The organism is Neisseria sicca 4320, from assembly GCF_000193735.1.
Classification (GTDB): Bacteria; Pseudomonadota; Gammaproteobacteria; order Burkholderiales; family Neisseriaceae; genus Neisseria; species Neisseria sicca_E.
In genome coordinates, this window is record NZ_AEPF01000108.1 from 59443 (window position 1) to 72149 (window position 12707).

Here is a 12707-nt window from a genome sequence, read left to right on the forward strand (position 1 = left end):
TAAAAGGTTTGAAATCCAATGCAGGAAGCCCGATAGCCCTTTCACACCGTTTTCACTATAATCCCCATTTCCCCACCCCACTCGCGCGCCATGCCTAAAGCCACTTTCTACACCCACGCCGCCGACCCCGCCGCCTTCGCCTGCCGCCTGATTGCACGCGCCATACGCGACGGCGGACAGATATTGGTGTGGTCGGATTCTGCCGAGGCCATCCGCCGCCTTGACCGCGACCTTTGGCAGCAAATCCCCGAAAGTTTCATTCCGCACGAAATCTGGCAGCCCGACCAACCCATGTCTTCTGAAACACCCGTATGGCTCGCGTTCGGCGATACCCTGCCCACCGTACCTGAAAACACTACCGTCCTCAATCTATCGCCCGACTTCTGGAACGAAGCCCCTGCCATCCCCGCCCGCGTGCTTGAAATCGTAGGCAGCAGCCTGGAAGAACTCGCCGACGCCCGCGAACGCTTCAGCGCATACAGAAAAAGCGGCTTTACCATCGAACACCACAATATGACCGGAAAAGCCTGAAACCGAAGGTCGTCTGAAAACAGCTTTACACTCCAAGCCAAAAATTTAAACAGCTTTGATTCCTTTTGAATCAAACTGGGCTATAATCCCGACTTTCTTTTACTGACCTTTCAAAAGACGAAAACACTATGAACAAAACTTTCAAATTCAGCGCATTGGCAATCGCCGCCGCATTGGCACTGACCGCCTGCGATAAAAAAGACGCCAATACACCTGCGGCTGCCTCTACTCCCGCATCCGCAGCTTCTGCTGCAACAGACGCATCTTCCATCGGCACACCGACCCAACAAGCCAGCTACGCAATGGGTATGGACATCGGCAGATCTTTGAAACAAATGAAAGATCAAGGTGCGGAAATCGATATGAAAGTCTTCATCGAAGCCATGCAGGATTCTTATGACGGCAAAGAAAGCAAAATGACCGAAGCCCAAGCGCAAGAAGTCATGATGAAATTCCTGACCGAACAACAAACCAAAGCCGCAGAAAAACTTCAAGCCGATGCCAAAGCCAACTTGGAGAAAGGCGAAGCGTTCCTCAAAGAAAATGCGACTAAAGAAGGCGTGAAAACCACCGCTTCCGGCTTGCAATACAAAATCACCAAAGAAGGTGAAGGCAAACAGCCTACCAAAGACGACATCGTCGTTGTCGAATACGAAGGCCGCCTGATTGACGGTACCGTCTTCGACAGCAGCAAAGCCAGCGGCAGCCCTGCCACCTTCCCCGTCAGCCAAGTCATCCCCGGCTGGACCGAAGGCATCCAGCTCCTGAAAGAAGGCGGCGAAGCCACATTCTATATCCCGTCCAAACTTGCCTACCGCGATCAGGCAGTTCCCGGTGGTAAAATCGGTCCGAATTCCACTTTGGTATTCGACGTGAAGCTGGTTAAAATCGGCAAACCCGAAGACTTCCAACCTGCCCCCGATCAAGTTGACATCAAAAAAGTCCAATAAGCCCGCGCTTTAACCCAATGCCCGAACCCAATCCGTTTCGGGCATTTTTCATTACAAATCCCCCCCCAACTCCCAACTGCCGTTATCTGTTTTCAGGCAGCAATGGTACGCTTTATCCGTTTCAGACGACCTTTGCAAATCCGATTCCCATCAATATCACGCATAGCATTCCGATTTTATTTTGCTATACAATGACTGCCTGAAAAAAACCGAAAGCCCGACACCATGAAAAACATCGTTATCCTCATCTCCGGCCGCGGCAGCAATATGCAGGCCATCGTCAATGCCGCCATTCCAGACGCCCGCATCGCCGCCGTCCTCAGCAACAGCGCAACCGCCGCCGGACTGGCTTGGGCAGCCGAGCGCGGCATCGCCACCGACAGCCTCAACCACAAAGACTTCCCCAGCCGCCTCGATTTCGACCAAGCCATGATGGAGAAAATCGATGCCTATCAACCTGATTTGGTCGTCCTTGCAGGCTTTATGCGCATCCTCACGCCCGAATTCTGCGCCCATTACCCAAACCGCCTGATCAACATCCACCCTTCCATCCTCCCCGCCTTCACCGGTCTGCACACCCACGAACGCGCCCTTGAAGCCGGCTGCCGCGTTGCCGGCTGTACCATCCACTTCGTGACCCCCGAGCTGGACTGCGGTCCGATTATCTCGCAAGGCATCGTCCCGATACTTGACGGCGACACACCCGACGACGTTGCCTCCCGCGTCCTTACCGTCGAACACCGCCTGTTCCCGCAAACCGTTGCCGATTTTGTCGCAGGTCGTCTGAAGATCGAAGGCAACCGCGTGTTTAATTCAGAACGCAACGCCGAAGGACAAACCCTCTTGGCTTAAAACCCTTAAAAGGCCGGATAAACTCCGGCCTTTTGCATTTCTATAAGTAATTATTCATATCCTAACGAACTAAGCTTTATAATAATCGATTTAACCGATTGCAAAACAACGTTTTTCACGACATCAAATATATATATATAGAGGAATGCCATGAAACCCTATCTTCGCGCTTTATCCCTAAACCTGACGATAGCTGCATTTGCATCACCTGTATTCATCTCTAGCGCCCATGCCGCCAACTTACCGCAATCCGTCTCCCTGCAATATGCCGGACACTACAACGGACTCACCCTGCCCGCGACCATGACCTTTACCCGCAACGGTAAAGGCTACAAAGTCGTCTCGACCATCAAAGTTCCGCTCTACCATATCCGTTTCGAATCCGGCGGCAGCATCAACGGCAACACCATCCGCCCGAGTTACTACAAAGACGTCCGCGGCGGCAAAACCTATGCCGAAGCCAAATTTAGAGGCAATCAGGTTACCTACGGTAAAACAGGCGAGCTGCAAACCGAAACCGTCGGCGGCAACATCAGCGATTTATTCACGTTGGCATGGCAGCTTGCCGCCAACGATGCAAAACTGCCTGCCCGCCTGAGTATCACCAACGGCAAAAAAATCTATCCCGTCAGCGGTATGAGCAAAATCGGCAGCGGCAGCTATACCCTGAACGGCAAAGCCACACCCATCGAAAAATACCGCGTACAACGCGGCGGCGACACTGTTACCTATTCTTTCGCCACCGCCTTAGGCAACATCCCCGCCCAAATCAGCTATACCGACGACGGCAAAACCTACGATTTGAAACTGACTTCCGTCAGCATCAACGGCAAACCCGTCAAACCTTGAAGTTCTTAACTAAAAAATTCCTCGGATTCGGATTTCAAGTGCAACCGCATGCCGGCCTTTTTCTGTTATGGAAAGTTGCACTTCAAAATGCGAATCCGCCGACCTCTTGTTTTATATTTCCTTACCAAATCCCCAACCAGTTTTCTTCCGATTTTGAGTTTCCGCCTCTTTCTTGTGTCTCGCGCCCTTCCCTTCGAAAATCCCACGGAGCTTGCGGATTTTTACCGTTCCACAAACCTTTACGTTTTTGTTTTGCCTGCTTTTGGGCGGCGGCGTAACTGGTATAGGCGGTTTTGCTTTGCTGTTTTTTGGCATAGCTGACGTAATGCCATGCCGCGCCGTCGAGCAGCTGCATAAGGTTCAAATCGGTTGTCCCAACGGATACCTGCGCAACTTCGCGTTTGTAGCGGTCTTTTTCGAATACGCGTACTTTCACTTTTTTGCCGTCGGCTTCGGCAATCAGGTTGTCACGCGAACGCGTACCGTATGCCTGATTAATCTCGGGCGCGTCGATATACGCCATGCGGATTTTGTGTTTTGCACCGTCTTCGTCGATGACGTGAAGGGTATCACCGTCGTGGATTTTGGCGATTTTTCCGTGATAAGTATAAGGGGCTTTTTTGTGTATGCCGGTCTTGCTCTGTTCGTTTTCAGACGACTTTGGCCTGATTGTATCGGTCAGTAGCGCACCGACGGACTCTAAGCCGAAATGACGGCTGTCTGTAATATAGGAAACAATCTGAACGCTTGATCGAATAAGTTCGGTATCGCGTGAGCCGTAACCCAATGCGCCCAATACGGACAGGAAAACGGGCAGCCATTTGAGCATGGTAGTGATCTTCATCATTTGAGAATGATAAGGTCGTCTGAAAACCGAAATTGGTTTTCAGACGACCTTTGCTGTTTATTACCTTTAATTTTGTCCGGGTTTGATGACTTTGACGCCCTGCTCTGTGCCCAGGATCAACAAATCCGCGGCGTTGCGCGCGAAGATGCCGTTTTCGAGAACGCCGGTGATGCGGTTGATTTCATCTTCCATAGTCAGCGGACGGTCGATATTCAAGTCATAGACATCGACGATTTGATTGCCGTGAAAGGTGGTGTAATCCAAGCGCAATTCAGGTTGCCCGCCCATTGCCAAAAGTTTGCGCGACACCAGCGAACGCGCACCGGGCAATACTTCTACGGGCAGCGGAAATTTGCCCAAACGCGATACATACTTGCTCTCGTCGGCGATACAGATGAATTTGTCGGACGCGCTGGCGACGACTTTCTCGTTCAGATGCGCACCGCCGCCGCCTTTAATCATTTGCAGCATATGGTTCACTTCGTCCGCGCCGTCGATATAGACAGCCAGCCCCATCACATCGTTCAGCGATACTTCGGGGATGTCGTATTGCGCCATCAATTCGCTGGACTTTTTAGAAGTCGAAACCGCGCCTTTGATTTTTTTGCCGCTTTTGCCCAACGCTTCGATAAACATATTGACGGTCGAGCCGGAACCGATACCGATGTATTCGTTTTCAGGTACGAATTCCACCGCTTTCTCGGCGGCAATACGTTTCAATTCATCTTGAGTAGCCATGAGTTCTCCTTAATGGGATGTGGGTCAATAGGATTATGTTAACATTTTCATGCCGTTTGTGCTTGCCTGCTTACGCTTTTTCCAGCAACACCGCCGCCTGCGCCTCGATGGCTTCCATGCGACCCAGATAGCCGAGCTTTTCGTTGGTTTTGCCTTTGATGTTCACACAGGTCGTCTGAATGCCCAAATCGGCGGCAATGTTGGCGCGCATGGCGGGAATGTGCGGCGCGAGTTTGGGCTTTTGCGCAATGATGGTCGTGTCCACGTTCACAACGCGCCAGCCTAAAGCCTGCACGCTTTTATACGCTTCGCGCAACAATACGCGGCTGTCGGTATCTTTAAACTCGGCCGCGGTATCGGGGAAATGGCTGCCGATGTCGCCCAAGCCCGCCGCGCCGAGCAATGCGTCGGTGATCGCGTGCAACAGCGCGTCGGCATCGGAATGTCCGAGCAGGCCTTTTTCAAACGGGATCTTTACGCCGCCGAGAATCAAATCGCGGCCTTCGACGAGTTGGTGGACATCGTAGCCCTGTCCGATACGGATATTCATATTTTGTCCTTTTTCAATGTCAGGTCGTCTGAAAAACGGGTTTTCAGATGACCTCATATTTAATGTCTAAATCCGATATTTGAGCGGCCTTCTGCCTGATTGGCCATCAACATTTACTTGGTACTTTCAATACTGACACAAGCAGCAAAATAAATTGCCGATAGATAAGCTATAAATACTGTTTCGCGATAAAGATTGATTCAAATCGGAAAAAAGGCAGGAGGTTTTCAGACGACCTCCTGCCTGTAATATACCGAATCAGCGTTCGATTTGCGACACATCGCGCACCGCGCCTTTGTCGGCGGAGGTCGCCATGGCGCCGTAGGCGCGCAGGGCGGCGGAGACGTAGCGGTCGCGGTTTTCCGGTTTCCACGCTTTGCTGCCGCGTGCTTCCATTTCTGCACGGCGTTTTGCGAGTTCTTCGTCGGACACTTTCAGGTTGATGCTGCGGTTGGGAATGTCGATTTCAATCGTATCGCCTTCGTGCACCAAGCCGATGGCGCCGCCTTCCGCTGCTTCGGGCGAAGCATGGCCGATGGAGAGGCCTGATGTGCCGCCGGAGAAGCGTCCGTCAGTCAGCAAGGCGCAGGCTTTGCCCAAGCCTTTGGATTTCAGATAGGAAGTCGGATACAGCATTTCCTGCATGCCCGGGCCGCCTTTCGGGCCTTCGTAGCGGATGATAACGATGTCGCCGGCGATGATTTGGTTGCCTAAAATGCCTTCGACGGCGGCTTCTTGGCTTTCAAACACGCGGGCGCGGCCGGTGAATTTGAGGATGCTCTCGTCCACGCCTGCGGTTTTCACCACGCAGCCGCGCTCGGCGATGTTGCCGAATAAGACCGCCAAACCGCCGTCTTGCGAGTAGGCGTGTTCGACGTTGCGGATACAGCCTTTTTCGCGGTCGAGGTCGAGGGTTTTCCACATGCGGTTTTGCGAGAACGCTTGAGTGGTGCGCACGCCGCCGGGTGCGGCTTTGAAGCGTTCGATGGCGTGGGTGTTTTCAGGATTGGTCACGTCCCATTGTTCAATCGCGTCTTTCAGCGTCGGCGCGTGGATGGTGTACACGTCGGTGTGCAGTTTGCCCGCTTTGTCCAGTTCTTTCAGGATGGCGAAGATGCCGCCCGCGCGATGCACGTCTTCCATGTAGTAGTCGTGGTTGTTGGGCGCGGTTTTGCAGATGCAGGGGACGACGCGGCTTAAGCGGTCGATGTCGGCCATTTTGAAATCCACGCCCGCTTCGTTGGCGACGGCGAGTAAATGCAGGATGGTGTTGGTGGAGCCGCCCATGGCGATGTCCATGGTCATGGCGTTTTCAAACGCTTTTTTGCTGGCGATGCTGCGCGGCAACACGGTTTCGTCGTCTTGCTCGTAATAGCGTTTGGTGATTTCGACAATCATGCGGCCGGCTTCGAGGAACAATTCTTTGCGGCCGTCGTGGGTGGCAAGGTAGGAGCCGTTGCCAGGCAGGGATAAACCAAGCGCTTCGGTCAGGCAGTTCATGGAGTTGGCGGTGAACATGCCGGAGCAGGAGCCGCAGGTCGGGCAGGCGTTTTGTTCGACTTCTTCGACTTGCTGGTTGCTGACATTGTCGTCCGCCGATTCAATCATGGCATCAATCAAGTCCAAGCGGCGTTCGGGCTGGATATTTGCCACGCCGATAACCTTGCCCGCTTCCATCGGGCCGCCGGAAACGAAGATGGTCGGGATGTTCAGGCGCATGGCGGCAATCAGCATTCCGGGGGTGATTTTGTCGCAGTTGGAAATGCACACCAGCGCGTCGGCGCAGTGGGCGTTGACCATGTATTCGATGGAGTCGGCAATCAAATCGCGGCTGGGCAGAGAGTACAACATACCGCTGTGTCCCATGGCGATACCGTCGTCGATGGCGATGGTGTTGAATTCTTTGGCGATTGCGCCCGCTTTTTCGATTTCGCGGGCAACCAATTGGCCCATGTTGTGCAGGTGGACATGGCCGGGGACGAATTGGGTGAACGAGTTGGCAACGGCAATGATGGGCTTGCCGAAGTCGGTTTCCATCACACCGGTGGCGCGCCACAATGCGCGCGCGCCCGCCATATTGCGGCCGTGAGTAGAGGTTTTGGAGCGGTAGTCTGGCATTTTGCATTCCTTTATTCATATAATGAGGCCGTACCTAACAGGCAGGCTTCGCATTCTGAAATGCGCTGAAGTGATTGCCTGCGGCCTATAAAAATAGTTTGGTATTTTATACCAATTATGTTTGGCAAAGAACCGCTATTTTGTAGTAAAACTAAGCAGTATTTGCTTATCCTGTGTTTGCTTCAACAATAAACAGAAGGTCGTCTGAAACGCTTCTCAGACGACCTTTTTAACTTTTCACAAGAAAAAACTTAGACACATATTATGTTCAAATATGGGTCATTGCCCTTATGATTTTCAGCTTTACGCTTTTTCTTTTTGGCGCATTTTTTCGGCCATCATTTCATGCAGCGTTTTTTTGGCAGGTTTCATCGGAACACGGTTGTCCGTCCAGCCAAGTTGCTTGCTCGGCGTCAATGCACGGAATTTGGTAGCGGCCCAACCGAAGGCGCGGTAGGCTTTGCTGCCGCTGAAAATGCCGTTGAATGTACGCCATGCCATTTGTTCGCCGAAGGTATGCGATGCGCCTTGTCCGCGGATAGGATGCGGTACAACTTCAGTCGGCGAACGTTGCGCTTCGACACGCAGACGCTGCATTTGCTCGGTAATCGGTATGCGCACCGGACAAACTTCCACACACGCGCCGCACATGCTGCAGGCGGTCGGCAAGTCGCGGGTTGCATCCAAGCCTAACAAGTGTGGGGAGATAATCTCGCCGATAGGGCCGGGATAGGTGGTGCCGTAAGCTGCGCCACCAATACGGGTATAAACCGGACAATGGTTCATACATGCGCCGCAACGGATACATTGCAAGGTGCGGCGCATTTGGTCTTCGGCATAGGCTTGACTGCGGCCGTTGTCGAGCAGAACCAAGTGCATTTCCTGAGGGCCGTCCAGCTCTTCGCTGCGGCGCGGGCCGGTAATCATGTTGAAATAAGTAGTAATATTCTGACCGATGGCAGAACGCGGCAGCAAGCTGAACAAGGGAGGGATGTCCGACAGCTTGGCTACAACTTTTTCAATACCGGTAATGGCGATATGCACGGGCGGAACGGTAGTGCTCAAGCGGCCGTTACCTTCGTTTTCTACCAGACACAGGGTACCTGTTTCAGCAACAGCGAAGTTTACGCCGCTTAAGCCGACATCGGCAGTACTGTAAATATCGCGCAGGGCTTTGCGGGCGAAGCCGGTCAGTTGGTCTACATCGTCTGTTAACGGCGTACCGAGGTTTTGGTGGAAAAGTTCGCTAACCTGTTCTTTGGTTTTGTGAATGGCGGGCATGACGATATGGGTCGGTTTTTCGCCTGCCATTTGAACGATAAATTCGCCCAAGTCGCTTTCCACCGCCTTAATGCCTTTTGCTTCAAGATAATGGTTCAGCTCGATTTCCTCGCTGACCATGGATTTGCCTTTGACCATCAGCTTGCCGTTTTTGGCAGTGATGATGTCGTGGATGATTTCGCAGGCTTCGGCCGGAGTTTCCGCCCAGTGTACTTTCACGCCCAGCTTAGTCAGGCTTTCTTCCAACTGCTCCAGTAAGGCGGGCAATTTAGACAATGAGCGTTGACGGATGTGTTCGCACAAATCACGCAGGCTTTGCAGCTCTTCTTCGTCGCTCAAAACGGCTTTGCGCTTGGTCATCAGCATATCCATCGCGGTACGCAGACTCTTACGCAAAGGCTTGTCTTGAAGGGAAATTGCGGCGTTTTGTTTGAAAGTTTCCGGCTTCATGTGGAACTTGATGGTTTGCGTAGTCATGCGTTTTCCTCCAAATCGGCAGGGGAGATGTGGTCAGGCAGGATGGCGAGAATGACCAAATCACGCGGACCGTGTGCGCCGTAAGCAAGCGTCAGCTGGATGTCTGCGGTTTTGGACGGGCCGGAAATCAGGAAAACATTGGTCGGCATACCGTTTTCCACCAGTTTTTCGCCTTCGACGGCGTTGTGAAATTCGTTATACATTTTCGCCGTATCAAACAGGCAGAAATGCACGGGCGGAACGAGACTCAAAGTACGCGGCTCTTCAGGGCTGGAAAACAGCATCAGCGTACCGGTACGGGCGATGCCGCATTGCGAGCCGCTAAAGCCTGCATCAATGTTTGTGAAGAACTCGGTTTTCCAAGTATCGATTTCGCGCTCAAAAGCAATCGGTTCGATATTGCTGTCCACCAGTGCTGCACGGGCAATTTGTCCGTGTTCGGTCGCCAACGGCAGCAGGATGTTTTTCAAACCTTTGCCTTCGGCAGCTTGACGGAATACTTGCGGCCAGCTGGTTTTGGTCACCCAATAAATTTCGGTTTTGACCGCACGCATAGCGGCAGCCCAATGTTTCAGACGTTCAACTTCGCTTCCCCAAGAAACACCCATTTCACGGTAATAATCAAAAACCGCAGGCTCTTCCATCGGCATAGCGTCGGCTTTTTTCAGTTTTGCCAAAATATTTTCGCGCGCGCTCATGCCTTGCCTCCGGTACGTTCCAACAAGAAGGATGCGATGTGTTTCGGACGCGGCATATTCGGCTCGTCCTTGGCGATTTTACCGCCGATGTTCATCATACAGCCACAGTCCGCGCTAATAATTTCGGTCGCACCGGTTTCTTTCAGTGCGGCAACTTTGTCTGTTACCATCGCGCCGGAAATATCGGCCTGTTTGACAGAGAATGTACCGCCAAAGCCGCAGCATTCGCTTTCATGGTCGTGAACGATGCGTTCAACGTTTTCCATGCCGTCAATCAACTGCCAACCTGAAATATGGACGTTCATTTCGCGGCGGGCGGCGCAGGAAGTGTGGACGGCGACTTTGACCGGCTCGCCTTTGTCTTCAGGTTTGTAGCCGATGGCAAGCAAGAAATGAGTAAACTCAATGATGCGGCTGGCACAATCAACCGCTTTGGATTCGTATTCTGTATTTTTAAACAGAGTAGGCCAGTGATGTTTCATCATGCCACCGCACGAGCCGGACGGTACGACGATCGGCCAGTTTTCAGGGAAGAGATCGAGTTGCGCTTTGGCGACATCAAACGCCTCGGTCGGATGGCCGGAAGAGTAGGCGGGTTGGCCGCAGCAGCTTTGCGCCATCGGGAAATGAACCCGAATACCTTGTTGCTCGATTAAGGTAATGGCATCCATGCCTGCTTCAGGCATGAAAATATCGAGGACGCAGGTACCGAAGAAATAGACATCTGTCGGCTTGCTGTCGAATGTAGTGATTTTAGGTGGGGTGATTGCGCTCATTTTTTCGTTAACGGGAGTACCCGTTTTTCTTTGTATAAATAGACGGCTACTTTAAGTAATTGCATGTAGGCGGTCAAGTATAATTTTAAAAAATAATATTGGAATCGGATGACTACTAAGACCTAATACCCACATATCTTGAATCGTCTTCATATATGCTAATTATTATCATTATAATTAATACCTAATATATTCATAATTAAACAATACCCGAAATAAATTGCTTATGAACTCACTGCTGCCATAACGACTGCCATTCCATCACTCAACTTCAAAGGTCGTCTGAAACTCATCGCTTAAAAGCACATTGATCAAACAATATTCTAAAACTGAATCAGATTGACAATATTATTTGCCAATAGCTGCCTTTTGTTACCCCTACCCTCTTTCAGATGACCTCCTGCCAAATCAGTTACAATTCAACCCTATGAACACAACCGAATCAAACGTTTCGGAAACGCCGCCCGTCCGCCCTTCCCGCTGGCTGCCGCTGCTTTTGGCGATTGCGATTTTCATGCAGATGCTGGACGCGACGATTCTGAACACCGCCCTGCCCGAAATTGCCAAAGATTTCCAAGTATCGCCGCTCAATATGCAGCTGGCGGCAATTTCCTATACGCTGACCGTCGCCCTGCTGATTCCCTTAAGCGGCTATTTGGTGGACAGATTCGGCACTAAAAACGTGTTTTTCGGCTCGGTCGGCATTTTTATGCTCGGTTCGGCATTGTGTGCGGCGGCAACCAATCTGCCCATGCTGGTGATGGCGCGGGTGATTCAGGGCATAGGCGGGTCGATGTTGGTACCCGTACCGCGCCTGACGATTTTGCGCGTGTACGACAAATCCCAACTCTTAAACGCCATCAATTACGCCGTAATGCCCGCGCTGATCGGCCCGATATTCGGTCCTTTGGTCGGCGGCTATTTGGTGGAATACGCATCTTGGCATTGGATTTTCCTGCTAAACCTGCCCATAGGGCTGCTCGGCGTCTTGCTGGGCTGGCGGATTATGCCCGATGTCAAAGGCGAAAATACCGTTCTGGACTTGAGCGGCTACCTGACTTTCGCTTCGGCGGCGTGTCTCTTGATGTTGGCAGTGGAAATGGTGTCCCATTCTGGCGCGGTTTGGTTTTCGCTCTTGCTCGCGCTCGGCGGTACGGCATTCGCCCTGCTCTACTACCGCCACATGAAAACCGCCGCCAACCCGATTTATGCGGCGGATTTGTTCCAAGTCCGCACCTTCCGACTGGGTTTGACAGGCAACCTGTTCAGCAGGCTCGGTATCAGTTCCGTCCCCTTTCTGCTGCCGCTATTGTTTCAAGTCGCTTTCGGATTTGCCGCCAGCGTATCCGGCTGGCTGGTCGCACCCGTCGCTTTCGCCTCGCTTGCCGTCAAACCGCTCATCAAGCCCCTGATGTCGCGCTTCGGCTACCGCAACGTCTTGATTTGGAACACGCGCCTCCTCGCCATATTGATTATGCTGCTTGCCCTACCCGACGCGAACACGTCTTTAATCATCTGGATTGCATTGCTGCTCCTGATTGGTACTTGCAACTCCATCCAATTCTCCGCCATGAACACCCTGACCATCGCCGACCTGCGCGCGCACCAAACCGGCAGCGGCAACAGCCTGATGGCAGTCAACCAACAACTCGCCATCAGCCTCGGCATTGCGCTCGGCGCACTTATCCTGCAAAACTGGTCACAAAGCAGCTTCACCGTAGGCAACCTCCACCTCTCATTCCGCCTTACCCTGCTTTCCATAGGCTTGATTACCCTCGTCTCCAGCACCATATTCAGCCGCCTGCACATTTCCGACGGACGCAACCTAACCGACTGAACATATCCCAAAACCCAAAAGGTCGTCTGAAAGATATTCCACGCTTTTACCCGCAACACCCATTCGGCAAAGCAACTAACGAAAACAGTAAAAACCGCACCTGAATATCAGTCAAAATTCAATACAGACATGTCCAAACATTACCCGCCAACACCTACCTATAAACCAGTACGGCGTTGCCTCGCCTTGCCTTACTATCTGTA

General features: G+C 52.2%; 12 protein-coding genes. 5 read left to right on the plus strand and 7 right to left on the minus strand.

All coding sequences use genetic code 11. The annotated features are described in order from the left end of the window. Positions 1-90: 90 nt before the first annotated feature. From NSCA4_RS0109710 to NSCA4_RS0109725, 4 genes are all read left to right on the plus strand, one after another. Positions 91-531 carry a DNA polymerase III subunit chi gene (locus tag NSCA4_RS0109710; protein WP_016687945.1) on the plus strand — a complete coding sequence of 147 codons (441 nt, stop codon included), beginning with the start codon at positions 91-93 and terminating at the stop codon, positions 529-531. Positions 532-659: 128 nt separating this feature from the next. Beyond that, positions 660-1481 carry an FKBP-type peptidyl-prolyl cis-trans isomerase N-terminal domain-containing protein gene (locus tag NSCA4_RS0109715; RefSeq protein ID WP_016687946.1) on the plus strand — a complete coding sequence of 274 codons (822 nt, stop codon included), beginning with the start codon at positions 660-662 and terminating at the stop codon, positions 1479-1481. 225 nt (positions 1482-1706) lie between these two features. Further along, the gene (gene purN, locus NSCA4_RS0109720; protein ID WP_016687947.1) at positions 1707-2333 is read left to right on the plus strand and encodes a phosphoribosylglycinamide formyltransferase; all 627 of its coding nucleotides are present in this window, start codon (positions 1707-1709) and stop codon (positions 2331-2333) included. 150 nt (positions 2334-2483) lie between these two features. Further along, a complete protein-coding gene (locus NSCA4_RS0109725; protein ID WP_016687948.1) occupies positions 2484-3182 on the plus strand; it encodes a DUF3108 domain-containing protein in 699 nt (232 codons plus the stop codon). Positions 3183-3303: 121 nt separating this feature from the next. Here NSCA4_RS0109725 and NSCA4_RS0109730 read toward each other — a convergent pair whose 3' ends face one another. From NSCA4_RS0109730 to NSCA4_RS0109760, 7 genes are all read right to left on the minus strand, one after another. Beyond that, positions 3304-4026 carry a thermonuclease family protein gene (locus tag NSCA4_RS0109730; protein ID WP_029609717.1) on the minus strand — a complete coding sequence of 241 codons (723 nt, stop codon included), beginning with the start codon at positions 4024-4026 and terminating at the stop codon, positions 3304-3306. A 69-nt stretch (positions 4027-4095) separates the two neighbouring features. After that, on the minus strand, positions 4096-4767 hold the full coding sequence (gene rpiA, locus NSCA4_RS0109735) for a ribose-5-phosphate isomerase RpiA (protein ID WP_016687950.1): 672 nt from the start codon (positions 4765-4767) through the stop codon (positions 4096-4098). A 70-nt stretch (positions 4768-4837) separates the two neighbouring features. Then, positions 4838-5317 carry a 2-C-methyl-D-erythritol 2,4-cyclodiphosphate synthase gene (gene ispF / locus NSCA4_RS0109740; RefSeq protein ID WP_016687951.1) on the minus strand — a complete coding sequence of 160 codons (480 nt, stop codon included), beginning with the start codon at positions 5315-5317 and terminating at the stop codon, positions 4838-4840. Positions 5318-5575: 258 nt separating this feature from the next. Next, positions 5576-7435 carry a dihydroxy-acid dehydratase gene (ilvD, locus tag NSCA4_RS0109745; protein ID WP_016687952.1) on the minus strand — a complete coding sequence of 620 codons (1860 nt, stop codon included), beginning with the start codon at positions 7433-7435 and terminating at the stop codon, positions 5576-5578. Positions 7436-7738: 303 nt separating this feature from the next. Beyond that, positions 7739-9193 (minus strand): LutB/LldF family L-lactate oxidation iron-sulfur protein, encoded by a 1455-nt coding sequence (locus tag NSCA4_RS0109750; protein WP_016687953.1) that lies wholly within the window; start codon positions 9191-9193, stop codon positions 7739-7741. Further along, on the minus strand, positions 9190-9891 hold the full coding sequence (locus NSCA4_RS0109755) for a LutC/YkgG family protein (protein WP_016687954.1): 702 nt from the start codon (positions 9889-9891) through the stop codon (positions 9190-9192). The genes NSCA4_RS0109750 and NSCA4_RS0109755 overlap by 4 nt, the downstream gene beginning before the upstream one ends. Further along, complete coding sequence (locus NSCA4_RS0109760; RefSeq protein WP_016687955.1) at positions 9888-10667, minus strand: (Fe-S)-binding protein; 780 nt, start codon at positions 10665-10667, stop codon at positions 9888-9890. The genes NSCA4_RS0109755 and NSCA4_RS0109760 overlap by 4 nt, the downstream gene beginning before the upstream one ends. A gap of 427 nt (positions 10668-11094) precedes the next feature. Here NSCA4_RS0109760 and NSCA4_RS0109765 point away from each other — a divergent pair, with 427 nt between their 5' ends. Further along, complete coding sequence (locus tag NSCA4_RS0109765; protein WP_016687956.1) at positions 11095-12504, plus strand: MFS transporter; 1410 nt, start codon at positions 11095-11097, stop codon at positions 12502-12504. Positions 12505-12707 lie beyond the last annotated feature (203 nt).

Bases quoted from the DNA above. Each gene is read 5' to 3' on its own strand.
- NSCA4_RS0109710 (WP_016687945.1), top strand. From the start codon at position 91: ATGCCTAAAGCCACTTTCTACACCCACGCCGCCGACCCCGCCGCCTTC.
- NSCA4_RS0109715 (WP_016687946.1), top strand. From the start codon at position 660: ATGAACAAAACTTTCAAATTCAGCGCATTGGCAATCGCCGCCGCATTG.
- purN (WP_016687947.1), top strand. From the start codon at position 1,707: ATGAAAAACATCGTTATCCTCATCTCCGGCCGCGGCAGCAATATGCAG.
- NSCA4_RS0109725 (WP_016687948.1), top strand. From the start codon at position 2,484: ATGAAACCCTATCTTCGCGCTTTATCCCTAAACCTGACGATAGCTGCA.
- NSCA4_RS0109730 (WP_029609717.1), bottom strand. From the start codon at position 4,026: ATGAAGATCACTACCATGCTCAAATGGCTGCCCGTTTTCCTGTCCGTA.
- rpiA (WP_016687950.1), bottom strand. From the start codon at position 4,767: ATGGCTACTCAAGATGAATTGAAACGTATTGCCGCCGAGAAAGCGGTG.
- ispF (WP_016687951.1), bottom strand. From the start codon at position 5,317: ATGAATATCCGTATCGGACAGGGCTACGATGTCCACCAACTCGTCGAA.
- ilvD (WP_016687952.1), bottom strand. From the start codon at position 7,435: ATGCCAGACTACCGCTCCAAAACCTCTACTCACGGCCGCAATATGGCG.
- NSCA4_RS0109750 (WP_016687953.1), bottom strand. From the start codon at position 9,193: ATGACTACGCAAACCATCAAGTTCCACATGAAGCCGGAAACTTTCAAA.
- NSCA4_RS0109755 (WP_016687954.1), bottom strand. From the start codon at position 9,891: ATGAGCGCGCGCGAAAATATTTTGGCAAAACTGAAAAAAGCCGACGCT.
- NSCA4_RS0109760 (WP_016687955.1), bottom strand. From the start codon at position 10,667: ATGAGCGCAATCACCCCACCTAAAATCACTACATTCGACAGCAAGCCG.
- NSCA4_RS0109765 (WP_016687956.1), top strand. From the start codon at position 11,095: ATGAACACAACCGAATCAAACGTTTCGGAAACGCCGCCCGTCCGCCCT.